Below are 22283 nucleotides of genomic sequence, written 5' to 3'. Positions count from 1 at the left end.
CGCCCGAACCTTGTCGCGGGCCTGCCCGACAGCCCGGCACCGTCAGCCCGACCGGGGCGCCCCCGTTTCGGCGCTCCGCGCCTCGTCCTCAAGCGCCGGACGGCTTTCTCCCACCCGCCCGCCCCAGCTATTGCTTCGGCCCGGGTGGGACGCACTGCCTGGCCGGAGCCCTTCAGCCCGACCCCGGCGAAGCTTTCCGCCTGACCCGGCCGAGCTTTCCGTCCGCCTCGGCGAAGTGTTTTCAGCCCGTCCGGCGATTGAGGACGAGGCGCGGAGCGCCGATCGGGGGCGGCTGTCCCGCCCGAAGGGGACACCCACCCCCGGGGTCCAGGGGCAGAGCCCCGGGAACGGAGAAGGGGTGGGACCGGGGCGTCCCACGCGGGCAGCATGAAGGCATGACGATCCCCACGATCGACCTGACGGCCTGGCTCTCCGGCGCCCCGGACGCACGGGCGCGGACGGCCGCCGAGGCCAGGGAAACGATCGACGAAGCGCTCCGCACGGCGGGCTTCCTGCTGGTGAAGGGCCACGGCGTGGACCCGGACCTACGCGGAGCCATCCGCCAGGAGGCCCGCGCCTTCTTCCACCTCCCACCCACCACCAAAGAGCCCTACGCCGTGAAGGTGGGCAGCCGGGGCTGGCTCGGCCCGGGCGCGGAGGCCAACAGCTACGCCGAGGGCGCCGCCTCCCCACCCGACCTCAAGGAATCCCTCTCCTTCGCCGCCGACACCCCCACCGGCGACCCGAAGATCGACGCGGAGTGGTTCGCCCCCAACACCTGGCCCCAGGAGATCCCGGGCCTCCGCGCCGACGTGGAGACGTACCTCGCCGAGATGCGCGCCCTCTCCGACGCGCTCCTCGAACTCCTCGCCGTGGTCCTCGGCGAACCGGAGGACTTCTTCACCCGGCACACGAACAACCCCACCTGGGGCTTCAACATCAACTGGTACCCCGGCAGGGACGTCGTCGGCGAGCCGCAGCCGGGCCAGTTCCGCATCGGCCCGCACACGGACTTCGGCACGGTCACGGTCCTCGACCGGCAGGCGGGCCGCGGCGGCCTGCAGGTGTTCACGGACGCCGAAGGCTGGCAGGACGCCCCGCACGACCCGGAGGCGTTCACGATCAACGTCGGTGACCTGATGGCGCGTTGGACGGGGGACCGCTGGCGCTCGGGCCGCCACCGCGTGCTTCCGCCCCCGGCGGACGCACCGGCGGAGGAGCTGATGTCGCTGGTGTACTTCTACGAGTGCGACCCGGGCACGGACGTGCGCGGCACGGACTCGCACGTGTATCTGCGGGCGCAGCTGGACGCGATCACGGTGGACTAGCGAGGGCGGGCCGAGCACTCCCTCGGCCCCGCCGAACCGACCCGGTGGCGACCGGCCCGGCGCCGACTAGTCGTAGCTGCGCCGCAGTTCCCGGAACCGCTCCGGGCTCCACGTCGACCAGTCCATCGGCCGCCCGGCCAGCGCCCGCGCCAGGTACTCGAAGTGCTGGTGCCACCCGGCGAGGCAGTCCCGCCGCAGCGAGTCGTCGCCGACCATCTCGTTGGTGAACCGCAGCGCCGTCCGCCCGGTGCCCGCGGGCTCCAGATGGAAGCGGCACCGCCCGTGCAGGTCGACCGTGTACTCGGCGACGACGTCCGGGTCCCATGCGGTGATGTGCCCCGAGTGCGTACCCGCCGCCGTGTCCGTCGCGTTCAGCCAGCGCAGCGTCACCGCCCCGCCGAGCCGCGGCTCGAACACGTCGGCGGCGGCGAGCCACCCCGGAAGGCCCTCCGGGGTGGCCACCGCCGCCCACACCTCCTCCACCGGGTGCGGCAGGTCGAGCACCCAGTGGAGCGTGTGCGTGTCCCCGCGTGTCCGGCTCGTCCCCTGTTCGACAGCTTCGTTGCTTTCGGTCATGGGCCAAGAGTCACGCACACGCCCGCCGGGGTCACGCACCCTGCGGCGTCCCGCTAGGGCCGTTCGCCCGCCTTGTCGACGACCTTCCGCTCCAGGACGGCGGTGTCGGCCACCACGTCGCCCTTCTCGGCGTACGGCTTGTCCTCCGTGAGGACGGTGCGCTCACCCAGGTACGCCTTGGTCTTCTTGTCGAAGATCAGCTCCGTGCGCTCCCCGTCGTCCTCGTGCGCGATGGCGACCCCGTGCCGCCCCGCCGCGTCCACCGCGTCGTCGTCGAGCTTCACGCCGGGGATCTTCGCGGCGGCCAGGTAGAGGGCGGCGGCCTGCTCCGGCGGCATCAGGGCCTCGCGCGTGATGTCACCGACGACCACGAAGGGCTTGCCGTTGCTGTCCCGGTCGGCCACCTTGTTCAGCCAGTCGAACATGTTGACCGGGTCGGTCGGCAGCTTCTCCAGGTTGCGGTAGTTGCCGTCGGAGTCGGACAGGGGCAGCTCCGGCTCCATCCGCACGTTGTCGTGGTCGTTCACGGGCTCGTGCAGAAGCCCTGTGTGCCTGCCGTCCACGGACATCCAGATCTCCCGCCGGTGCAGCGGGTCGAGGCCCTCATCGGAGCTGTAGGCGACCTTGCTCTTGATGTAGACGAACTGGTCGTCCCTGACGTTCTTCGGCGCGGGCGAGCGCCGCGCCGCGTCCGCGATGTCCTCCAGCATCCGCACGGTCTCCTTCGACGGCGGCCCGGCCTCGGCCGGTTCGCTGCCGAACGGCGAGGCGACGAGGACGCCCGCCGCGACGGCGGCGGCCACCGCGCCCGCGACCAGCGCGGGCCTGAGCCATGCCGTGCGCCGCCGGGCGGTGACGGTGTCGGTCTGGGTCTCGGACTGCCGGATCTCGGTCATCAGGTGCTCCTTGAGCAGAAGGTGACGGCCCGGCGGAAGGTCCCGCTCGCTCGGCGACGGGGAGGTCGGGAAGTCGGGTTCGGCTTCGGACTTCATCGGTTTCCCTCCTGGATGGGCCTGACCGCGGTCGCGCGGTCACCTCTCACCTGTCCGCGCCCTTTGGGCGGTTCCATGGCTTTCGCGAGTTTCGTACGGGCCCGGGAGAGCCGGGACCGCACCGTCCCCACCGGGATGCCGAGCGCCGCGGCCGCCGCCTCGTACCCGAGCCCCGACCACACGCACAGCGCGAGCACCTCGCGCTCGGCGCGCCGCAGCTTCGCGAGGGCCGTGGTGACGAGGGCGAGTTGTTCCTTGTCGTCGATGCGCCCCGCGATCTCGTCGGCGAAGTCGGCGACGGACTCGTCACGCGGGAGCCGGGCCATCGCGGCCGTGTGGCGGCGGGCGGCGCGGCGCTGGTTGCGGGTCACGTTCGTGGCGATGCCGAGCAGCCACGGGCGCAGCGAGCCGCCGTCGGCGTCCACCTTCTCCCGCAGCCGCCACGCCTCCAGGAACGTCAGCGACACGACGTCCTCGGCCGTCGACCAGTCGCCCGTCAGGCGGTAGGCGTGGTTGTAGACGGAGCGGGCGTAGGTGTCGAAGAGCTCACCGAAGGCGTCGGGGTCCGAGCCCCGGATCCGTACGCGCGCCTGCCGCCGCTGTGCTGCGAGTTCCCCCTGATTCGTGTCCACGCCCTCTTGTCTGTCCGTACGCAAAGGGCCGGTTCCTGTGACCCGCGCCACAGAAACCGGCCCCTGTCGGCCGCCGGATCAGACCCCGGCGTACGAGTGCTTGCCGCTCACGAAGATGTTGACGCCGTAGTAGTTGAACAGCCAGCAGCCGAAGGCGATCAGGGCCAGGTAGGCGGCCTTGCGGCCCTTCCAGCCTGCCGTGGCGCGGGCGTGCAGGTAGCAGGCGTACGCCACCCACGTGATGAACGACCAGACCTCCTTGGGGTCCCAGCCCCAGTAGCGGCCCCAGGCGTCGCCCGCCCAGATGGCGCCCGCGATGATCGTGAACGTCCACAGCGGGAAGATCGCCGCGTTCATGCGGTACGTGAACTTGTCGAGCGAGGCCGCGGCGGGCAGCCGCTCCATCACGGAGGTGGCGAAGCGGCCGGGCTTCCCGCCGGCCTGCAGCTTGGCCTCGTAGCTGTCCTTGAAGAGGTACGCGCCGGTGGAGACCGCGCCGACGTAGAACGCGGCGCCGCAGAAGATCGCCGTGGACACGTGGATCCACAGCCAGTACGAGTGCAGCGCCGGGACCAGCTGGTCGGACTCGGTGTACAGGACGGTGACCGCGAGGCCGAGGTCGAGCAGGATCGAGGTGATCAGCGGCAGGCCGATCCAGCGGACGTTCTTCTTCAGGGCGAGCAGCGTCAGGAAGACGCCGACGGCCACCGAGGAGAAGGTGATGTTGAACTCGTACATGTTGCCCCACGGCGCGCGCTGCACCGACAGGGCGCGGGTGACGACACCGCCCACCTCGATGAGGAAGCCGAGGGCGATGAAGGAGACCGCGATCCGGCCGTACAGGTCGCCCTGCGCGTCACCGGCGGCGGCACCGGGGCCGTCCGGCACGTCGCGGCTGCCCGCGGCGGCGCGGGTGACGACCTTCGGGGCCTCCTTGGCGGCCGACTTCGGGCGCTCCAGGGTGGCCGTGCCGCCCTGGGAACGGACCGTGACAGCGGGCGCGGCGGACGCCTTGGCGGCGGACTCGCCGGCCCGCTCCGGCTGCTCGGTGAGCGCGGCGGCCGTACGGGCGACCTTGCTGCGGCTGCCGAACAGCCACTCCGCCATGAGCGCGAAGAAGGCCAGCAGATAGACGGCCATCGCGGAGTAGATCAGCACATTGCTGATGTGCGCGAGGTTCTCGTTCGGCTCGGCGGCGAGGGTGGTGGCGAGAGTCACTTCTCAGCCCCTTCGGCAGGAACAACATCGGGGGTGGGGTCGGGGTCGGACGGAGTGTCGGCCTCGGGGTCGGTCTTGGCCTCGGCGGACTCGGCGTCCGCGTCGGGGGCCAGGTCGGCGTCAGCGGCGGGCTCCGGGTCGGGGTCCGCGTCGGGCGCGCTCGGCGCCTGTTCGTGCAGCTGCGCGGCCAGCGCGCCCAGCTCCTCGGGCACCTTGGCGGACTCGCTGCGGCCGAGGCCCGCCATCTCCACGACGGTGACGCCGTCGGCGCCCGCCGTGGCCCGCACCCACACGCGGCGGCGCTGGATGAACAGGGATCCGGCGAGGCCCGCGATGGCGGCGATGGCGCCGCCCAGGGCCCAGCTGCTGCCGGGCTCCTGCGAGATCTGGAAGGTCGCCCACTGCTTGAGCTCCTTCTCGAAGGTGATCGACCCGGCGCCGTTCGGCAGCTTCATGGTCTCGCCGATCTTGAGCCGCTTCTTCAGCAGCTCGCCCTTCGCGTCCTTGAACTTCTTCATCTTCCGCGTGTCCAGCTGGTACACGTTCTGCGGAACACCGGAGTCCACACCCAGGCTGCCGTGGTACGCCGACAGCGCGAGCCGCGGATTGAAGGGCGCGGGGAACTGGGAGAACATCTGGCCGTTGCCCTCACCGGCGAAGGTCGGCACGAAGAAGGCGTTGAAGCCCAGCTGTTCCTTCTTGCCGTCCTTGTTCCGGTAGCCGTCGAGGATCTTGATGGCGCCGGTGGCCGTACCCATCGAGTCGATGGGAAGGAGCGGCACGGAGACCCGCTGGACGACCTTGCCCTTGCCGTCGCGGACGGTGACGGTGGGCGCGTAGCCGTGGCCGATGAGGTAGACCTTCGAGCCGTCGACCTCGAGGGGCTTGTTGACCTCGATGGCCTTCTTCTTCTCCGGCCCGTGGGCGCCCTCGCTGTAGGTGACGTGCGCCTTGTACGTGCGGGCGGTGCCGCGCTCGGGACCCGACATCTCGTACGAGCCCTCGAAGCGGTCCAGCTTGAAGCTGAACGGCGCGAGTTCGTCGGTGTCGAACAGGCTGCCCGACTTGAAGTCGTCGTACTGCGTGAGGGTGTTGGAGAAGCCGTCGCCCTCCATGATCAGCTTGCCGCCCTCGGACTTGAAGAGCTGTCCGGCGGCGAAGGCGAGCAGGAGCACGATGAGCGCGATGTGGAAGGCCAGGTTCCCGGCCTCGCGGAGGTAGCCCTTCTCGGCGGCGACCGAGCCGCCGACCTGGTGCGAGCGGAAGCGCCGCTGCTTCAGGAGCCGCTGCGCCGCCTCGTGCACCTCGTCGGGCGTGGCCTCGGTGCGCCACGTCGTGTACGCGGGCAGCCGGGTGAGCCGCTTGGGCGCGGCCGGCGGGCGGCCGCGGAGCTGGCCGACGAACTGCCAGGTGCGCGGCACGATGCAGCCGATGAGCGAGACGAACAGCAGGATGTAGATCGCGGAGAACCACACCGAGCTGTACACGTGGAACAGGCCGAGCTTCTCGTAGATCGGCCCGAGCGTGGTGTGGGCCGCCTTGAAGTCCTCGACCTTCAGCGCGTCGGGGTTCTCCTGCGGGATCAGCGAGCCCGGGATCGAGCCGAGGGAGAGCAGCAGGAGCAGCAGCAGCGCGACCCGCATCGAGGTCAGCTGCCGCCAGAACCAGCGGATCCAGCCGATGACGCCGAGCGCGGGCATGCCGGGCCCGGGCGTGGGGCCCGCGGTGTCGTCGAGGGGGGCGGTGGAGAGCTGCGCGCCCGCGGCGCCGAGCTCGCCGAGTTCGTCCGGGGCGCCGGCGGTGTCGCGGTCGGCGCTGGCGGCGCTGGCGGCGCTGGTTGTGGTCTTGCTCATGGATCAGATCCCCACCGAGTAACCGTTGCTCCAGACCTGCATCTGCTGAAGCACGCTGTCCCAGACGCCGGTCAGCATCAGCAGCCCGGTCACGATCATCATGCCGCCGCCGACGCGCATCACCCATACGTAATGCCGCTTGACCCAGCCGAAGGCGCCGAGCGCCTTGCGGAAGGCGACCGCCGCGATGATGAACGGCAGCCCGAGTCCCAGACAGTACGCCACGTTCAGCAGGGCCCCGCGTCCGGCGCTCGCCTCGCTCATCGCGAGCGCGTTCACGGACGCGAGCGTCGGTCCGACGCAGGGCGCCCAGCCGACGGCGAACAGCGCGCCGAGCAGCGGCGCGCCCGCGAGCCCGACGGCGGGCTTCTTGTGGAAGCGGAACTCGCGCTGGCTGAGCCAGGGCATCAGGCCCATGAAGAAGAACCCGAGGACGAGCATCAGGACGCCGAGGACGCGCGTTATGACGCTCTGGTAGTCCTGGAGGTTCTGGCCGAAGTAGCCGAAGAGGGCGCCGCCTGAGACGAACACCACGGTGAAGCCGAGGACGAACAGGGTGGCGCCCGCCGCCATCCGGCCGCGCCGGGCGTCGGCGAGGTCGGTGCCGCTGACGCCGGTGACGTACGACAGATATCCGGGTACGAGCGGCAGGACGCAGGGCGAGAAGAACGACACGAGCCCGCCGAGGACGGCGATCGGCAGGGCGAGCAGCAGCGCGCCGCTCATGACGGTGTCGTTCTGGCCGTACGCGGCCAGCGTCGTGGTGGCGAGGGTGGCGGACAAGGCGCTCACTTCTCCGCGATCAAGGGCTCGACCATCTTGCGCAGCTTCTCCTCGTTGAGGGGCTGCTGGGAGCGCGCCGCGATCTTGCCGTCCCGGTCGACGACGATGGTCGACGGGATGAACTGCGGGTTCAGCGTGCCCTTGGGGAAGCGCAGCATCAGCTTGCCCATCGGGTCGTACAGGCTCGGGTAGCGGACCTTGTAGTCCTTCTCGAAGGAGATCGCCGGGCCCTTCTCGGGGTCACGGGCGTTGATGCCGACGAACTGGACGTCGTCCTCGGTGTCGGCGGCGACCTTCACGAAGTTCGGTGCCTCGGCCCGGCAGGGCGGGCACCAGGAGCCCCAGACGTTCAGGACGACGACCTTGCCCTTGTAGTCGTCGATGCTGAGCTGCTTGCCGTCGAGGGTCTTGCCGTCGATGGCGGGGGCGTCGTGCCGGTCGCTCTTCTTGACGGTGGCGATGCCGTCCTTGCCGGTGATGAAGTTCGTCTTCCCCGAGCCGCCGGAGGTGCCTCCCGAGCCGCACGCCGAGAGGGTCAGCGCGGCCGCCGCGGCGCCCGCCGCCAGCAGCGTCGCACGACTGCGACGGCTGCGGACGCTTCGGCGGAGGCTGCGGTCCTGGCTGCGGGGGGCGCGACGGGCGGCACTCATGTGAAAAGTTTCGCATGCCCGTTCCGGGGATCTTCGACGCCCCCCGCGGTAGCGGAAAGTCCCCTTTCAGGCCGCGTTGCCGGTGTCCTTCTCGGCGTCGCCCTGGCTGGCCGAGGAGCCGCCCGACAGGTAGCTCTTCCAGCCACCGGCCGGCTTCTGGCCGACCTCCAGGCCGCGCAGCTTGGCGAGGACGTCCGGCTTCTGCACGTCCAGCCAGTCCACGAACTGCTTGAAGGACACCAGGCGTACGTCCTTCTTCCCGGCCATGCCCTTCAGGGCCTCCTCGACGGCGTCCATGTAGATGCCGCCGTTCCACTCCTCGAAGTGGTTGCCGATGAAGAAGGGCGCCCGGTTGGACTCGTAGGCGCGCTCGAAGCCCTTGAGGTAGGCCTGGGTGGCCTGCTTGCGCCAGCCCGGGTAGTTGGACGGCGGGGCCTTCGTGGAGTTCTTCGACTGGTTGGCGAGGATGTTGTAGTCCATCGACAGGACCTCGAAGGTGTGGCCGGGGAACGGCACCGCCTGCAGCGGCAGGTCCCAGATGCCCATCTTCTTGTCCGGCCACTTCTGGCGGCCGCCCGGCGAGGACGCGTCGTAGCGCCAGCCGAGCTTCTTGGCGGTCGGCAGCAGGTTGTCCTGGCCGAGCAGGCAGGGGGTGCGGCCGCCGACGAGCTCCTTCTCGTAGTCGAAGGGCAGCGGCGGCAGGTCGTCCCAGCCGGTGTTGGTGCGCCACTTCGTCACGAACGACTTCGCCTGGTCGATCTCGGACTGCCACTGGGCGGGCGTCCAGTTGGCCACGGAGCCGGTGCCCGCGCAGAAGTGGCCGTTGAAGTGCGTGCCTATCTCGTGGCCCTCCAGCCAGGCCTGGCGCACGTACTTCAGGGTGTCCTTGATGTGGCCGTCGGTGAGGTAGCCGATGTCGGAGGCTCCGACGCCGTTGTTCGGCGGCCGGTAGAGCCGCTTCTTGGACTCGGGGAGCAGATACAGCCCGGAGAGGAAGAACGTCATCCCCGCGTCGTGCTCCTTCGCCAGCTTCAGGAAGCGCGGGAACAGACCGTTGCCGACCTCACCGGCGCCGTCCCAGGAGAAGACGACGAACTGCGGCGGGGTCTCGCCGGGCTCCAGCGGGCGCGGCTTCTCGGGCTGGTTCGGCTGCTTGCCCGTGAAGGCCGTGGAACCGTCGCCGATCGGCTTCGCCGGGCGGCTCGGCGTACCCGGCTTCCCGGCGCCCTTGCCGTTGTCCGCGGCCGATCCCGAGTCACCGGAACCGGAACCGCAGGCCGAAAGGCCGATGGCCGCCGCCGCGCCGGCCCCCAGGCCGAGCGCACCCCGGCGACTCAGGGAGGTCCGGCGCATCGCCGGCACTCCGCGTCCCCGGTCCGTGCGGCTGTCGTCGCGCATTCCAACCCCATTCGTCGCGCTTTTGGTCCTCCTGGCTGAAGGACAACCCCTTAGAGGGTGCGACGAAGACACGGGTTCCGAACAGGACCACCAATATGGGGTCTATTACAGAGAAGAGACATTCGGCATCATAGGGTGTTCACTCAATTACCCGCCGCACACAGCGAACACACAGCCAACGCATAGCGAACACCCGACGTGACAGACGCGCCCCGAAAGGAGCGCGGACAGGGGGCGCGCCCCTGAAAGGGGCGCGGGGAACTGCGCGACCAGCCACAACCGGCCCGCAGATTCCCCGCGAATACAAGCCCCCACACCGAGCCCGTCCTACAGGCACAGCGCCAGCGTCACGCTCCGAATGCCTTGCTCTTCCCCTTCACAGGCTTAGCGCCAGCGAGAAGGTGCTTAGGGACAAGATTTCGGGCAGGCTCCGAGTAACCCACAGAGACGATCTTGTCGCCGCGATAGGTGAACGTCGTCAAAGAGGCGAGCGTGCACTGCCGCTTGCGCGGGTCGTGCCACAGCCGCCGCTTCTCCACGAAGCTGCGCACGATCCAGATCGGCAGCTGATGGCTCACGCACACGGCCTCGTGCCCGCGCGCCGCGTCCTTCGCCGCGTCGAGCGCGCCCATCATCCGCACGACCTGCTCGACGTACGGCTCGCCCCAGGACGGCTTGAAGGGGTTGACGAGGTGCTTCCAGTTGTCCGGGTTCTTCAGGGCGCCGTCGCCGACGCCGAAGGTCTTGCCCTCGAAGACGTTGTCCGCCTCGATGAGCCGCCCGTCGGAGGCCAGGTCCAGGCCGTGCGCCTTGGCGATGGGGGTCGCGGTCTCCTGCGCCCGGTCCAGGGGGGAGGCCACGACGTGGGTGATGTCCCTGGTGGACAGGTGCTCGGCGACGCGGTCGGCCATCTGCCGGCCGAGGTCGGAGAGGTGGTAGCCGGGAAGGCGGCCGTAGAGGATCCCGTCGGGGTTGTGCACCTCGCCGTGGCGCATCAGATGGACGACGGTGATCTCGCTGCCGGCGCTCGTGCTGCCCGCGGTCATGCGGTGGCCTCCGGGGAATTCGTGGCTTCGGCCGCCGCGCGCGCGGCGGCCGGCAGGGCGGCGGCGACGCGCTCGACGGCACGCTCGTCATGGGCGGTGGAAACGAACCAGGACTCGAAGGCCGACGGCGGCAGATAGACGCCCTGCGACAGCATCGAGTGGAAGAACGCGGTGAAGCGGAACGACTCCTGGGACTTGGCGTCGTCGTAATTCCGCACCTCACGGTCGGTGAAGAACACGGAGAACATATTGGAGGCGTTCTGCACGCGGTGCGCGACACCTTCCTTGTGCAGCGCCTCGCTCACCAGGCCGCGCAGTTCGGCGGAGACGGCGTCCACCTTCTCGTACGCCGCGTCGTCAAGGAGGCGCAACTGCGCGAGACCGGCGGCCGTGGCCACGGGATTCCCGGACAGCGTGCCCGCCTGATAAACGGGGCCGACCGGCGCGAGATGCCCCATGACGTCGGCGCGGCCACCGAAAGCGGCGGCGGGGAATCCGCCGCCCATGACCTTTCCGAACGTCATGAGATCGGGCACCACCCCGTCAACTCCGAACCATCCGGCTTTACTTGTCCGGAATCCGGTCATGACTTCGTCGGAGATGAACAGCGCGCCGTTCTTCGCGCACGCGGACTTCAGGCCCTCGTTGAAGCCGGGGCGCGGCGGCACCACGCCCATGTTTCCGGGCGAGGCCTCCGTGATCACACAGGCGATCTCGCCGGGGTGGGTGTGGAAGGCCTCGTGCACGGCCTCCAGGTCGTTGTACGGAAGGACGATGGTGTCGCCGGCCTGGGCGCCCGTGACGCCCGGCGTGTCCGGCAGGCCGAGGGTCGCGACGCCCGACCCGGCCGACGCCAGGAGCGCGTCCACGTGCCCGTGATAGCACCCGGCGAACTTGATCACCTTGGCGCGGCCGGTGAAGCCGCGGGCGAGCCGGATGGCGGACATCGTCGCCTCGGTGCCGCTGGAGACCAGGCGGACCTGCTCGACCGGGGCGATCCGGTCGACGATCTCCTCGGCGAGGGCGACCTCGCCCTCGCCCGGCGTGCCGAAGGAGGTGCCGCGGGCGACGGCCTCCTGGACGGCGGCCGTGACCTCGGGACGGGAGTGCCCGAGGATCATGGGTCCCCATGAACACACGAGGTCCACGTACTCGCGGCCATCGGCGTCCGTCAGGTACGGACCGGTACCGGACACCATGAAGCGGGGCGTACCGCCCACGGCGCGGAAGGCGCGTACGGGCGAGTTCACACCGCCGGGCGTCACGGCCGCCGCACGGTCGAAAAGAGTCTGCGAAACTGGGGCGCTATACGGGAAGCTCACATGAACCATGGTGTCAGAGGGTCCGGACATCCTGGCCGGGCCTCCTGTGCGGCGGTTTCCGCGCTGCCGGCCTCGCCGTGGGGCCGTTGTGCGGAAATCCTGTGGACTGGTGTTTCACCCCACGTTTCGGCGGGTGACCGTGGGGGAGGTCACTGACACGATGATCGGGTTGCGCGGCGGGGTCCGCGCGCTCTAGAAAAGCAGTCGGGTGGAGATATGCAGCGCGGTGGCGGACTGGGCGAGGGGACCGACGGCCTGGGTCCCCGGCGTGCCCGGCGGGGCAAGCACCGGCGAGAGGCAGAGGCGGTTCCGGCACCCGAGCAGCGGACGCCGGACAGAGTGCAGGGTGAGCGGGCGGGAAACAGGAGCGGCGGGGTGGGGGTGACCTACAAATACTTCGGCGCTCCCGACGGCGCCACGGCGGCACGGGTTCCCATCTCGATGCGCCCCGAGGAGCTCGGCGGCGACGAGCTGGGCATGGGCGGCATGTTCACCAAGATCAAGCCGGAGACGATGGCCGCGATGGTCCTGACCGGCATCGAGGGCATACCCCTGCACAAGGTCCCCCCGCTGGAGCTGGTCGTCCTCCACCCGGACTACGCCGTCGTCAAGCTCCCCATGACGGTCGTCGACCCGCTGCGCGGCATCGGCGAGGAGTCGGTCGGCGCGGCGGCCTTCATCTGGTCCACGGTCCCCGACCGCGGCGGCCCCCGGGACGCCTTCAACGTCTATCAACTCCTGCACGAGTGGCAGGACTTCAGCCACCGCCTGCACGACGCGGGGCACCAGGCGTACTGCCTGGTGTGGCCCTGAGCCCGCAGGCAGCGGCCACACCGGGCAGCGCGGTCCCGGTCCCGGACAGGCAGGGTCCGGTCAGGACTTCTTCAGGACCGCCTTCATCACCGCCTTGGCGATCGGCGCGCCCAGCTTGCCGCCCGCGATCTCGGAGCGGGTGATGTCCATGTCCTCGGGGTCGACGAGCACGGCGACCGCCACCGGTGAGGTGCCGTCGGACTGCTTGGCGTAGGACACGAACCACGCGTACGGCCGCTGGTCGCGCACGTTCGAGCCGTGCTGGGCGGTGCCGGGCTTGCCGCCGACGGTGACGCCGTCGATGGCCACCTTGTCGCCGGTGCCGTCGGTGACCGTGTACTCCATCATCTCCTGCACCTTGCGCGCCGTCTCCGGCGAGACGGCCTGCTCCAGCTCCTCGGGCTTCGCCTTCTCGACCGTGGAGAGGTCGGCGCCGCGCAACTCCTCGACCAGGTACGGCTTCATGACCTTGCCGTCGTTGGCGAGGCCCGCGGTGACCATGGCCATCTGGAACGGCGTGGTGGTGACACTGCCCTGGCCCATGCCGGTGAGCGCCGTCCCCGGCTTGTCCAGCTTCTCCGGATAGCCGCTCGCGGCCGTCCGTACGGGCATGAACTGCTCCTCGTTGAAGCCGAACCGCTCCGCCGTCTCGCGCATCTTGTCCTTGCCGGTCCGCAGCGCGGCATCGAGGAAGACGTTGTTGCACGACCACTGCATCGCGGTCTTCATCGACGCCTTGTCGCACATGGCGTTCGGCACGACGTTGCCGATCTCCGTCGAGCTCTGCGGCAGCCGGTAGGGGGCCCGCGCACGGGACCGCTCGTTGATGTCGTCTACCGTGCCGTGCTCCAGGGCGGCGGCCGCGGTGAGGATCTTGAAGGTCGAGCCCGGCGGGTACGCCTCGCGGAACGCCCGGTTGTTGAGCGGCTTGGCCTTGTCCTTCTGCAGCTTCTCGAAGGCCTTGCCGTCCTTGCCGGAGATCCCGGAGAACACCGACGGGTCGTACGACGGTGTGCTCGCCATCGCCAGGATCTTGCCGTTGCGCGGGTCGATGGCGACCACCGCGCCCTTGGCGTCCAGGTCGGTCAGGCCCTTGTACGCGGCCTTCTGCGCCTTCGGGTCGATGGTCGTGACCACGTCGCCGCCCTTGGGCCGCTCGCCGGTCAGGGTGTCCAGGGGCGAGCCGAGCAGCCTGCTGTCCCTGCCGGTGAGCAGGTCGTTGTGCACGCCCTCCAGGAACGTCTGCCCCTGGGACTGCGAGAAGAAGCCGGTCACGGGCGCGTACATGGGGCCGTCCTTGAAGACCCGCTTGTACTTGAAGTCCGAACCCGGCGTGGTCACGGAACCGGTGACGGCCTCGCCGCCGACGATGATGTCGCCGCGCGGCTGGCCGAAGTCGGCTATCTTCACGCGCCGGTTCTGGTCGTGCTCGGCGAGGGTCTCGGCGCTCACGAACTGCACCCAGGTCGCGCGGACGAGGAGGGCGAGGACGAGCAGCCCGCAGAAGACGGCTGCGCGGCGGACGGTCTTGTTCATCGGTCGCTCACGTTCATCGGTCGCTGTGCTCCTGGGTCTTGGCCGCCCCGTGCGGGGGCCGGGGGCTCTGGTCGGTGAGGAAGCCGAGGACGGTGCCGGTGGTGTCCAGCGCCTTGCTGGCGGGGCCGAAGCCCTCGGGCGGGGTGACGCGCGTTCCGGGCCAGGTGTGGCCCGCGTCGCGCACGACGAGGAGTTCGGCGGGGACCGTGCCGGGTCCTGGCCGCCACACGGTGCGGTCGTAGCCCTTCCGGGGCCGCTCGACCGGTGGCTTCGTACGACCGGCCGTGGCAAAGGCCTTGACGCTCGAGCGGGCCGACTTGGTTGCCATGATGGGCTCCTGGCCCTTGGGGGCGGGCCCCGGCTTCGCCAGGCCCGTCACCGGCCGCACCGGGTCCTTGGCGCCGTAGACGACCATCACCGGCACCGGCCCCGTCGGCCGCACCTCGTCCCGCCCGGTGGGCAGTTGCCCCGCGACGGACACCGCCCCCGCCACCAGCTTCGGCCGGTCCGCCGCCACCCGCAGCGCCATCGAGCCGCCGTTGGAGAACCCCACGACGTACACCCGCCGGGGGTCGGCCCGCTCCGTGCGGACCAGCTTGTCGACCAGGGCCTGCGTGAAGCGCACGTCGGCGTCGGGGTCCGGGCGGAGGCGGGACGGCGCCGCGCCCGCGCCCCACGTCTTGCGCAGGGCCTCCGGGTAGGCGACCAGCATCCCGCGCGCCTTGGCCGCCTCGTTCAGGCCGGTCAGCTCGCGCATCTCGGCGGGGTCGGCGCCGCGGCCGTGGAAGGCGACGACGAGCGGGCGGGGGCCCGAGCCGGGCTTCGTGGGCTTGTGGAGGAGGTAGTCGCGGGTGGTGCCGTCCACGCGCAGGTGCTCGCGGGTGTCGGGGGCGGCCGACGGATCGGAGGACTTCGAGGACGTGGCGGAGCCGGAGTCGGAGTCGGCGTCGGTGGAGCAGCCCGCGGTGAGGGCGAGGCCCACGACGAGGACGCCGGACCAGCGGCGCGCCGTGCTCCGCCGACGTACGCGGGCGGAGGCGGGCCGTACCGAAGAGAGCGAGGTCATGCACCGAGCAGATCAGCGCCGGGCACCGTATGTCCAAGTTCGATATCACTTACGTACTCATTAATCTGCGATATCGTCCCTGTTCGTGGACCTGATGCGGCACCTGGAGTGCTTTGTGGCTGTTGCGGAAGAGTCACATTTCGGTCGGGCCGCCGAACGCCTCGGCATGGCCCAGCCGCCCCTGTCGCAACGCGTCCAGCGCCTGGAACGCCACCTCGGCGTGCGCCTCTTCGAACGCACCAGCAGGCAGGTCACGATCACCAAGGCCGGGACGCTCCTCCTAGACGAGGCCCGCGAACTCCTCGCCCGCTCCGAGGCACTGCTCGCCACCGCCCGCCGCATCCGCGACGGCGAGAGCGGCCTGCTGCGCGCCGCGCTCCCACCGGACATCGCGGGCGAGACCGTCGCCGCGCTCCTCGCCGACTTCCGCCGCCACCACGAGGGCGTCGAACTGGAACTGCGCGAGCTGACCACCGCCCAGCAGCTCGACCAGCTCGCCGCCCACGACCTGGACGTCGGCCTCATCCACCACCCCTGCGACGTCACCGGCCTCGAACTCGGCCCGGTCCTTCGCCGCGAGGTCGGCGTGCTCCTTCCGCGCGGCGCCCCCGCCGCCGCCCTCACCGAGGTCCCCCTCACCGCCCTCACCGGCTACGACCTGGTCCTCTTCCACCGCAGCGCCGCCCCCGCCCTGCACGACGACCTCCTCACCACCTGCGCCCGCGACGGCTACACCCCCACCGCCGTCCGGCACGGCCAGGGCGCCAGCTTCGTGCGCGGCCTGATCCTGTCCGCGCACGCCGTCGCCTTCAGCCCCAAGGACGCCCACCCCGCCCCGCCCGCGGGCACCGAACCCGACATCGTCTGGCGGCCGCTCGCCGGTGCCCCGCTGGCCTGGCGGCACTCGGTGGCCTGGCCGAAGGGGCGCGGCGACACCGCCGTGGTGGCGTTCGCCGAGGCCGTCACGCGCGCCCTGCACGACACCGCCGCCCTGACCGCCGACGCGCCCCCACGTCCGCTCCATCTGCGTCCGACCGCGGAGTACTGGCTGTGACCACGACCCCCATCCGTCTCCAGGACGCGTTCACCGAGGCCGGCGTCACGGGCCGGCTGCACGCCGTCGACATCGACTCCGGCGCGGAGGTCGGCGTCGGCGCCGACCAGCCCGTCGTCACCGCGAGCGTCCACAAGCTGTGCGTCCTCGTCACCCTGCACGAGCAGGCCGCGGCGGGCCGCGTCGACCTGACCGAGCAGATCGAGTGCCCGCCCGAGGGCCGCACGTCCGGCCCGACCGGGCTCGCCGCGATGCTCGACCCCGTACGGATGTCCCTGCGCGACGCCGCGTACCTGATGATGGCCGTCAGCGACAACACCGCCGCCGAACTCCTCCTGGACCGCGTCGGCCTGGACGCCGTCAACGCCACCACCGCCCGCCTCGGCCTCACCCGCACCCGGGCCGTGCACAGCTTCCGCGAGATGTTCGCGTCCATGCGCGAGGACGCGGGCCCCGGCGGCGCGCAGGCCCTCACCGACCCCTACGTCATCGCCCGCCTGCGCGCCCTCGACCCCGCCCGCACCAACCACAGCACCCCGCGCGACATGACCCGCCTGCTCGGCGCGGTCTGGCGGGACGAGGCCTGCACCCCCGAGCACGGCGCCGCCATGCGCCGCGTCCTCGGCCTCCAGGTCTGGCCGCACCGCCTCGCCGCCGGATTCCCCTTCGACGACGTCCACGTCGCGGGCAAGACCGGCAGCCTGCCGACCGTGCGCAACGAAGTCGGCGTCGTCGAGTACCCCGACGGCGGCCGCTACGCCGTCGCCGTCTTCACCCGCGCCGCCCGCACGGCGGCGACGCTGCCATCGGCGGACGCGGTGATCGGGACGGCGGCGCGGATCGCGGTGGAGGCGCTGCGGGCGCCGTCGTGAGGGCGGGGGCGGCCCGGGCGTGAGGGTGGATGCGGCCCGGGCGTGAGGGTGGATGCGGCCCGGGCGTGAGGGCGGGTGCGGCTCGGGGTGCGCCCCCCTGCGGCCAGGGTCAGCTCCAGTACGGGTCACGGCCCGTCGCCGCGAGCAGCCGGTCGAAGTCCGACGCGTCCTCGCGCACCGGCACCGGCTCCCCGAAGACACCCATCGCGCGGGCCGTGGGGCCAAGGTCCGCGACGGCCGCGCGCAGCGTGTCCACGACGTCCGGCACGCCGCTCGCGGGCGCCTCGCCCGTCCCGTACTCCTGCCCCGACGCGCGCGCCAGGTCCCAGGCGTGCACCGTCAGATCGAGCAGGACCATCGAACCGACCGTCCGCGCGGGCATGCTCATCGCCCCCGTGGTGCCCTCGTCGGCGCCGGGCGCGGACCACGCGGCCACCAGCCGCTCCGTCTCGGCCGCGAACCGCTCGCGCCAGTCGTCGCCCTCGGCCACATAGTCGGGCGTGTCACCGCCGAAGTCGGCGTTCCGCTTGGCTGCCAGCTCCTGGAACTGCACCACGACGTGGAAGAGGTGGTTCACCAGGGCCCGCACGTCGTACTCGGCGCAGGGCGTGCGGGCGCCGAGGCGGTCGTCGGGGAGGTTCCGCACCACGGGCAGGGCGTGGGCGGCCGCGACGGCCAGGAGGTCTCCGGTCTTGTGGGTGGTGTTCATGCGACGACGGTAAGCAGCCGGGGTCCGGCCCGTCTTGAACAAACACGACAACCCCCGGTGCGCGCCCCGGCCCGCTGTCAGACCCCCGCCCTACGATCACGCCATGCCCGGCCCCTCCGCCTCTCCGCCCCCCGGCACGCCCCGCCGCGACACCCGGGGCATCGTCGACGCCTCCGGCCTGCTCACCCGCGTACGCTTCCGGCGCCACACGCCCGCCGAGCCGCTCCGCCCCTACCTGGAGCACTACTGGCTGATCGACTGGGACCTCACCGAGCCGTACGTGACACACGTCGTGCCGCACCCGTCGGTGAACGTCGTCTTCCAGGACCTGCCGGGGCGCGGGCCCTTCGGGGAGGTCGCGGGCATCGGCCTCGGCCTGTTCAGCAAGGAGCTGACCGGGCGCGGACGGGTGTGCGGGGTGCAGTTCCGTCCCGGCGGCTTCCGGCCGTTCGCCCCGGGGCGCGCGATGGCGGACCTGACGGGGCGGGAGGTGCCCCTGGGGGACGTCTTCGACGACGTACGTCCGGACGCGGCGGCCACCGTCCTCGGCCCCGACGACGAGCACGCGCGCGTGGCCGCCCTCGACGCCTTCCTGCTGCGCCACGGCCCCGCCCCCGACCCGCAGGCCGACCTCGCCATGGAGCTGGCCGACCGCATCCGCGCCGACCGCACCGTCCGGCGCGTCGGCGACCTCGCGCGCGAGGCGGGCCTGTCGGTGCGGGCGCTGCAACGGCTGTTCGCGGCCTACGTGGGCGTCGGCCCCAAGTGGGTCGTCCTGCGCTACCGCATCCACGAGGCCCTGGAGCGCGCGGAGTCGGCGGCGGCGGTGGACTGGGCGGACCTCGCGGCGGGGCTCGGGTACGCGGACCAGGCGCATCTCGTACGGGACTTCACGGCGACCGTGGGGGTGCCGCCGACGGCGTACGCGCCGGGGTGAGGCGGGGCGCGGCGCGGTGAGGCGGGGCGGGCGACGGGATGCCGCGGCCGTCGGCGCCGGTGAATGTCAGACCCTCCGCCTACCGTGAGGTCATGGAGAGAACACAGGCTCAGAACGTCCGCCTCGCGCCCTGGTCGGAGGGCGACTTCGAGCTGCTCGTCCGGCACAACTCACCCGAGATGACGGCACACTTGGGCGGCCCCGAGACCCACGAGAAACTGCTCGACCGGCACCGCAGGTATCTGGGCCTGGACGACGGCCGCGGCGGCCGGATGTTCCGGATCACGGCGGGCCCCGACGGGGCGTCGGCGGGCATCGTCGGCTTCTGGGAGACCGTCCACGGGGGCGAGGACGTGTGGGAGGCCGGCTGGGGCGTGGTCCCCGAGTTCCAGGGCCACGGCATCGCGGGCACAGCGGTCCGCCTGGTCGTGGCCGAGGCCCGCCGCGAGGCCCGCCACCGCCACCTGCACGCGTTCCCCTCCGTGGACAACCCCGCGTCCAACGGCGTGTGCCGCAAGGCGGGCTTCACGCTGCTCGGGGAGGAGGACATGGAGTATCCGAAGGGGCACTGGATGCGGTGCAACGACTGGCGGCTCGACCTGACGGACACGGACGGGGCGGGGCAGCAGGCGTAGCCGGAAGCGGCCCCGGGACGGCGCCCGGCCCGGCGAGCCGCGGCGCATCAGAAGTAGTACGAGTCCCCCGTGTCCAGGACCAGCACCGCATGCTCGTTGTTGCGCGGATTGTGGTCGACGGCGCCGCCGTTCCAGACGGTGCCCACCGTCACCGTCACCTCGCGCGGCGCCCCGCGGAGCCGGACCGCCAGATGCAGCCGTTCACCGCGCCCGCCCGCGGGCAGAGCGCCCGTGCGGCACAGCACCCCGCGCTCACCGGCCCGCACACAGGTGTCCGGCAGCCGCATGCCGTCCTCCAGGGGCACCGACCAGACGAGGCGGACCGTGGCACCGGGCACGTCGTCCGGGCCGTGGTTCTCCGGCGTCAGGGACACCGCCGCGAGCCCCCGGGTCATGGCCACCTGCCCGTGATACGCGACATCCGCCTCCGGCACCACGTCCCCATCGGCCACGGCACCCCCGCTCCCCCACAGCACCGCCCCCGCGACCACGGCCCCCACACACAGCACCCGCACGACTACCTCCACACCACCGACGTCCATGGCGCCGACATCCACACCACCGGCGTCCACACCTGACCCATCCATGCCACCCACCACGGCTCCGGACCCGCCGACACCCCACATGCCACCCTGTTGACCACGCGCGCCGCCCGCTCCGCCGCCCCTTCGAGGTCGGCGCCGCCCGTCCGGACCCGGCGGGCCGCGCCTATGCTGACCGAGCAGCAAGGAACGCACGTACGAAACGAACCCGGCCCACCCCGGGCCGACCGGAACCACCCGAGTCGGCCCGAACCAGCCCGCCACGGCCCGACCCCCAGGGAGCCCGCATGTCCGCCGCCGCAACGCCCCGCAAGCCCGGCATCGCCGTCGTCACGGGCGCCAGCGGCGGCATCGGCGCGGCCACGGCCCGCGGCCTCGCGACAGCCGGATACCGAGTCGTCCTGACGGCCCGCCGCAAGGACCGCATCGAGGCCCTCGCCGCCGAGCTGACCGACGCCGGGCACAGCGCCACGGCGTACGAACTCGACGTCACCGACCGCACGGCCGTCGACACCTTCGCGACGGCGTTCCGCGAGATCGCCGTCCTGGTGAACAACGCGGGCGGCGCGCTCGGCGCCGACCCCGTCTCGACCGGCGACCCATCGGACTGGCGCCAGATGTACGAGACCAACGTCATCGGCACCCTGAACGTCACCCAGGCCCTGCTCCCCGCCCTCACCGCGAGCGGCGACGGCACCGTGGTCGTCGTCTCCTCCACGGCGGGCCACGGCACGTACGAGGGCGGCGGGGGCTACGTCGCCGCCAAGCACGCCGAGCACGTCCTCGCCGAGACCCTCCGCCTGGAGATCGTCGGCACCCCGGTCCGGGTGATCGAGGTCGCCCCCGGCATGGTCAAGACCGAGGGCTTCGCACTGACCCGCTTCGGCGGCGACGAGGAGAAGGCCGCGAAGGTCTACGCGGGCGTGGCCGAGCCCCTGACCGCCGACGACGTGGCGGACACGATCACCTGGGCGGTCACCCGCCCGCCGCACGTCAACATCGACCTCCTCGTGGTCCGCCCCCGCGCCCAGGCGTCCAACACGAAGGTCCACCGGGAGCAGTGATGACCTACGCCGCCGACGACCCCGGCACCCCCGGCGGCTCGCCCGACTCCCCCGACCCCCTGGACCGCCTCCTCCACGAGCAGGAGTCCCGCCAACTCGCCCAGGAGAAGAAAAACGAACGCCTGGTGTGGTGGTACCTCGCCTACTTCCTCTTCGGCATCCACATCGTGGCGTTCATCATGATCTACGCGGTCATGCACGCGAAGTAGGCGTCCCGCCTTCCGCAGCACCCTGCCCCACCCCGGACGCGAGTCACCCACACCGGTGAACGCGTCCTATCGCCATGCGAGTTGATGTCCGGCCTGCCTAGGCTCAAGCCGACAACATCACACAGACGGCCCCCGGCCCGGGATGCAGCCCCGGCCGAGGGCCTGACCAAACAGGAAGGCCAACTTCCTCATGGCTGAACACGAGCCTAGCGGCCACCGGTTCATGGACCTCGAAGTCCCCGAGTACGCGTACATGTTCGGGTTCTTACAGATGGACGGGCACCTCTCCGCGCAGTCGCGGGACAGGGGGAGGCTGACGGTCGAGATCAGCGCCCGGGACTCCGGGATCCTGCGGGAGTTCCAGCGCTTGACGCCGTACAACAGCACCATCACGGAACGGACCCGCTCGACCAACTTCGCCGAGACCCACACCTCGGCCACCTGGAGTCTGCACTCCCTCGAAGCCAGGACCACGCTGAACCAACTCGGCCTGCCCTACGGCCGCAAATCCAAAGTGGTGGGTCCACCAAGCGTCGCGTTCTCCCCACGGGATTACGTCCGAGGAATCGTCGACGCCGACGGCTCGATCGGCTACACGGGCCAGGGCCTCCCTTTCATCTCCCTGACGACAGCCAGCACTGCCGTGGCCCACTGCTTCAGCCACCACACCCACGCGCTCACCGGCGCTCACCGCACCTTGACCCGTAACACGCGCGACGGCGTGTACAACATCCTCTACGTCACGGAAACGGCACAGGCACTGGCGGCGAATCTCTACTACCCGGGTTGTCTGGCACTTGAGCGCAAGCAGTCCTCAGCCATGTCAGTCATGCGCTGGGCCCGCCCCGCAGGCTCCAAAGTGAAGGCACCGCGGATCCGCTGGACACCTGACGAAGACAAGAGGCTCCTGGCCGCGCCAACGCTCAAGCACGCCGCATCCGAGTTGGGCTACTCGCCAAGTGCGTGCCAGACGCGCCGCCGGAAGCTCCGCAACGGACTGGTTCCGCAACCCGACTGACAGAGGTGGGTGAGGGCGGCGGTTACAGCC

General features: G+C 71.3%; 23 protein-coding genes. 9 read left to right on the top strand and 14 right to left on the bottom strand.

What is annotated here, in order from left to right; all coding sequences use genetic code 11:
- The first annotated feature begins 395 nt into the window (after positions 1-395).
- On the top strand, positions 396-1328 hold the full coding sequence (locus tag OO63_RS31020) for an isopenicillin N synthase family dioxygenase (protein ID WP_030361131.1): 933 nt from the start codon (positions 396-398) through the stop codon (positions 1326-1328).
- A 66-nt stretch (positions 1329-1394) separates the two neighbouring features.
- Here the strand turns inward: OO63_RS31020 and OO63_RS31015 are convergent, their stop codons facing one another.
- From OO63_RS31015 to hemL, 10 genes are all read right to left on the bottom strand, one after another.
- The gene (locus OO63_RS31015) at positions 1395-1904 is read right to left on the bottom strand and encodes an SRPBCC domain-containing protein (protein WP_030361130.1); all 510 of its coding nucleotides are present in this window, start codon (positions 1902-1904) and stop codon (positions 1395-1397) included.
- 53 nt (positions 1905-1957) lie between these two features.
- Positions 1958-2896: a CU044_5270 family protein gene (locus OO63_RS31010; protein ID WP_051811354.1), complete on the bottom strand. Its 939-nt coding sequence runs from the start codon at positions 2894-2896 to the stop codon at positions 1958-1960.
- Complete coding sequence (locus OO63_RS31005; protein WP_051811353.1) at positions 2893-3528, bottom strand: RNA polymerase sigma factor; 636 nt, start codon at positions 3526-3528, stop codon at positions 2893-2895. The genes OO63_RS31010 and OO63_RS31005 overlap by 4 nt, the downstream gene beginning before the upstream one ends.
- 78 nt (positions 3529-3606) lie before the next feature.
- On the bottom strand, positions 3607-4746 hold the full coding sequence (gene ccsB / locus OO63_RS31000; RefSeq protein ID WP_030361127.1) for a c-type cytochrome biogenesis protein CcsB: 1140 nt from the start codon (positions 4744-4746) through the stop codon (positions 3607-3609).
- Positions 4743-6599 (bottom strand): cytochrome c biogenesis protein ResB, encoded by a 1857-nt coding sequence (gene resB, locus OO63_RS30995; RefSeq protein WP_030361126.1) that lies wholly within the window; start codon positions 6597-6599, stop codon positions 4743-4745. The genes ccsB and resB overlap by 4 nt, the downstream gene beginning before the upstream one ends.
- A 3-nt stretch (positions 6600-6602) precedes the next feature.
- Complete coding sequence (locus tag OO63_RS30990; RefSeq protein ID WP_051811357.1) at positions 6603-7325, bottom strand: cytochrome c biogenesis CcdA family protein; 723 nt, start codon at positions 7323-7325, stop codon at positions 6603-6605.
- Positions 7326-7387: 62 nt separating this feature from the next.
- Positions 7388-8032 (bottom strand): TlpA family protein disulfide reductase, encoded by a 645-nt coding sequence (locus OO63_RS30985; protein WP_030361124.1) that lies wholly within the window; start codon positions 8030-8032, stop codon positions 7388-7390.
- Positions 8033-8098: 66 nt separating this feature from the next.
- Positions 8099-9385, bottom strand: a complete 1287-nt coding sequence (locus OO63_RS30980) for a polysaccharide deacetylase family protein (protein ID WP_033264636.1) — start codon at positions 9383-9385, stop codon at positions 8099-8101.
- A 392-nt stretch (positions 9386-9777) separates the two neighbouring features.
- Positions 9778-10476 carry a histidine phosphatase family protein gene (locus tag OO63_RS30975; protein ID WP_030361122.1) on the bottom strand — a complete coding sequence of 233 codons (699 nt, stop codon included), beginning with the start codon at positions 10474-10476 and terminating at the stop codon, positions 9778-9780.
- Positions 10473-11807 (bottom strand): glutamate-1-semialdehyde 2,1-aminomutase, encoded by a 1335-nt coding sequence (gene hemL / locus OO63_RS30970; RefSeq protein ID WP_030361121.1) that lies wholly within the window; start codon positions 11805-11807, stop codon positions 10473-10475. Before hemL ends, OO63_RS30975 begins: the two co-directional genes overlap by 4 nt.
- A gap of 366 nt (positions 11808-12173) precedes the next feature.
- Here hemL and OO63_RS30960 point away from each other — a divergent pair, with 366 nt between their 5' ends.
- Positions 12174-12611 carry a hypothetical protein gene (locus tag OO63_RS30960; protein ID WP_016640275.1) on the top strand — a complete coding sequence of 146 codons (438 nt, stop codon included), beginning with the start codon at positions 12174-12176 and terminating at the stop codon, positions 12609-12611.
- A gap of 60 nt (positions 12612-12671) precedes the next feature.
- Here the strand turns inward: OO63_RS30960 and OO63_RS30955 are convergent, their stop codons facing one another.
- Positions 12672-14147: a peptidoglycan D,D-transpeptidase FtsI family protein gene (locus OO63_RS30955; RefSeq protein ID WP_030361120.1), complete on the bottom strand. Its 1476-nt coding sequence runs from the start codon at positions 14145-14147 to the stop codon at positions 12672-12674.
- A 13-nt stretch (positions 14148-14160) separates the two neighbouring features.
- A complete protein-coding gene (locus tag OO63_RS30950) occupies positions 14161-15213 on the bottom strand; it encodes a CE1 family esterase (protein ID WP_030361119.1) in 1053 nt (350 codons plus the stop codon).
- A gap of 85 nt (positions 15214-15298) precedes the next feature.
- Between OO63_RS30950 and OO63_RS30945 the strand changes: the two genes are divergently transcribed.
- Together OO63_RS30945 and OO63_RS30940 are read left to right on the top strand one after the other, a co-directional pair.
- Positions 15299-16267 carry a LysR family transcriptional regulator gene (locus tag OO63_RS30945; protein ID WP_106983453.1) on the top strand — a complete coding sequence of 323 codons (969 nt, stop codon included), beginning with the start codon at positions 15299-15301 and terminating at the stop codon, positions 16265-16267.
- Entirely contained in the window at positions 16264-17139 is an 876-nt protein-coding gene (locus OO63_RS30940) for a serine hydrolase (RefSeq protein WP_397622199.1), read from the top strand. Before OO63_RS30945 ends, OO63_RS30940 begins: the two co-directional genes overlap by 4 nt.
- Before the next feature lie 109 nt (positions 17140-17248).
- Here OO63_RS30940 and OO63_RS30935 read toward each other — a convergent pair whose 3' ends face one another.
- On the bottom strand, positions 17249-17848 hold the full coding sequence (locus OO63_RS30935; RefSeq protein WP_030361117.1) for a TIGR03086 family metal-binding protein: 600 nt from the start codon (positions 17846-17848) through the stop codon (positions 17249-17251).
- Positions 17849-17951: 103 nt separating this feature from the next.
- Here OO63_RS30935 and OO63_RS30930 point away from each other — a divergent pair, with 103 nt between their 5' ends.
- Both OO63_RS30930 and OO63_RS30925 read left to right on the top strand, forming a co-directional pair.
- Positions 17952-18785, top strand: coding sequence for a helix-turn-helix domain-containing protein (locus OO63_RS30930; RefSeq protein WP_051811352.1), 834 nt, complete (start codon positions 17952-17954; stop codon positions 18783-18785).
- A gap of 92 nt (positions 18786-18877) precedes the next feature.
- On the top strand, positions 18878-19420 hold the full coding sequence (locus OO63_RS30925; RefSeq protein WP_051811351.1) for a GNAT family N-acetyltransferase: 543 nt from the start codon (positions 18878-18880) through the stop codon (positions 19418-19420).
- Positions 19421-19467: 47 nt separating this feature from the next.
- Here the strand turns inward: OO63_RS30925 and OO63_RS30920 are convergent, their stop codons facing one another.
- The gene (locus tag OO63_RS30920; protein WP_397622200.1) at positions 19468-20007 is read right to left on the bottom strand and encodes a hypothetical protein; all 540 of its coding nucleotides are present in this window, start codon (positions 20005-20007) and stop codon (positions 19468-19470) included.
- Positions 20008-20249: 242 nt separating this feature from the next.
- On the opposite strand from OO63_RS30920, the gene OO63_RS30915 reads away from it, so the two are divergent.
- The 3 genes from OO63_RS30915 (at position 20250) to OO63_RS30905 (ending at position 22253) form a co-directional block, all read left to right on the top strand.
- Positions 20250-21026, top strand: coding sequence for an SDR family NAD(P)-dependent oxidoreductase (locus OO63_RS30915; RefSeq protein ID WP_030361113.1), 777 nt, complete (start codon positions 20250-20252; stop codon positions 21024-21026).
- Positions 21026-21235: a hypothetical protein gene (locus tag OO63_RS30910; RefSeq protein WP_030361112.1), complete on the top strand. Its 210-nt coding sequence runs from the start codon at positions 21026-21028 to the stop codon at positions 21233-21235. Before OO63_RS30915 ends, OO63_RS30910 begins: the two co-directional genes overlap by 1 nt.
- 190 nt (positions 21236-21425) lie before the next feature.
- A complete protein-coding gene (locus OO63_RS30905; protein ID WP_030361111.1) occupies positions 21426-22253 on the top strand; it encodes a hypothetical protein in 828 nt (275 codons plus the stop codon).
- Positions 22254-22283: the final 30 nt, after the last annotated feature.

It is taken from the genome of Streptomyces alboflavus (assembly GCF_000716675.1).
Taxonomy (GTDB): Bacteria; Actinomycetota; Actinomycetes; order Streptomycetales; family Streptomycetaceae; genus Streptomyces; species Streptomyces alboflavus.
Note: the sequence above shows the minus strand (reverse complement) of the source record. Positions and strands in the feature narration are given on the sequence as shown.

Coding starts and splice junctions, on each gene's coding strand:
- OO63_RS30985 (WP_030361124.1), bottom strand. CDS start 8,032: ATGAGTGCCGCCCGTCGCGCCCCCCGCAGCCAGGACCGCAGCCTCCGC.
- OO63_RS30905 (WP_030361111.1), top strand. CDS start 21,426: ATGGCTGAACACGAGCCTAGCGGCCACCGGTTCATGGACCTCGAAGTC.
- OO63_RS31010 (WP_051811354.1), bottom strand. CDS start 2,896: ATGAAGTCCGAAGCCGAACCCGACTTCCCGACCTCCCCGTCGCCGAGC.
- OO63_RS30955 (WP_030361120.1), bottom strand. CDS start 14,147: ATGAACAAGACCGTCCGCCGCGCAGCCGTCTTCTGCGGGCTGCTCGTC.
- OO63_RS30920 (WP_397622200.1), bottom strand. CDS start 20,007: ATGGATGGGTCAGGTGTGGACGCCGGTGGTGTGGATGTCGGCGCCATG.
- hemL (WP_030361121.1), bottom strand. CDS start 11,807: ATGGTTCATGTGAGCTTCCCGTATAGCGCCCCAGTTTCGCAGACTCTT.
- OO63_RS30980 (WP_033264636.1), bottom strand. CDS start 9,385: ATGCGCCGGACCTCCCTGAGTCGCCGGGGTGCGCTCGGCCTGGGGGCC.
- resB (WP_030361126.1), bottom strand. CDS start 6,599: ATGAGCAAGACCACAACCAGCGCCGCCAGCGCCGCCAGCGCCGACCGC.
- OO63_RS30990 (WP_051811357.1), bottom strand. CDS start 7,325: ATGAGCGGCGCGCTGCTGCTCGCCCTGCCGATCGCCGTCCTCGGCGGG.
- OO63_RS30950 (WP_030361119.1), bottom strand. CDS start 15,213: ATGACCTCGCTCTCTTCGGTACGGCCCGCCTCCGCCCGCGTACGTCGG.
- OO63_RS30975 (WP_030361122.1), bottom strand. CDS start 10,476: ATGACCGCGGGCAGCACGAGCGCCGGCAGCGAGATCACCGTCGTCCAT.
- OO63_RS30935 (WP_030361117.1), bottom strand. CDS start 17,848: ATGAACACCACCCACAAGACCGGAGACCTCCTGGCCGTCGCGGCCGCC.
- OO63_RS31015 (WP_030361130.1), bottom strand. CDS start 1,904: ATGACCGAAAGCAACGAAGCTGTCGAACAGGGGACGAGCCGGACACGC.
- OO63_RS30925 (WP_051811351.1), top strand. CDS start 18,878: ATGGAGAGAACACAGGCTCAGAACGTCCGCCTCGCGCCCTGGTCGGAG.
- OO63_RS30915 (WP_030361113.1), top strand. CDS start 20,250: ATGTCCGCCGCCGCAACGCCCCGCAAGCCCGGCATCGCCGTCGTCACG.
- OO63_RS30930 (WP_051811352.1), top strand. CDS start 17,952: ATGCCCGGCCCCTCCGCCTCTCCGCCCCCCGGCACGCCCCGCCGCGAC.
- OO63_RS31020 (WP_030361131.1), top strand. CDS start 396: ATGACGATCCCCACGATCGACCTGACGGCCTGGCTCTCCGGCGCCCCG.
- OO63_RS30910 (WP_030361112.1), top strand. CDS start 21,026: ATGACCTACGCCGCCGACGACCCCGGCACCCCCGGCGGCTCGCCCGAC.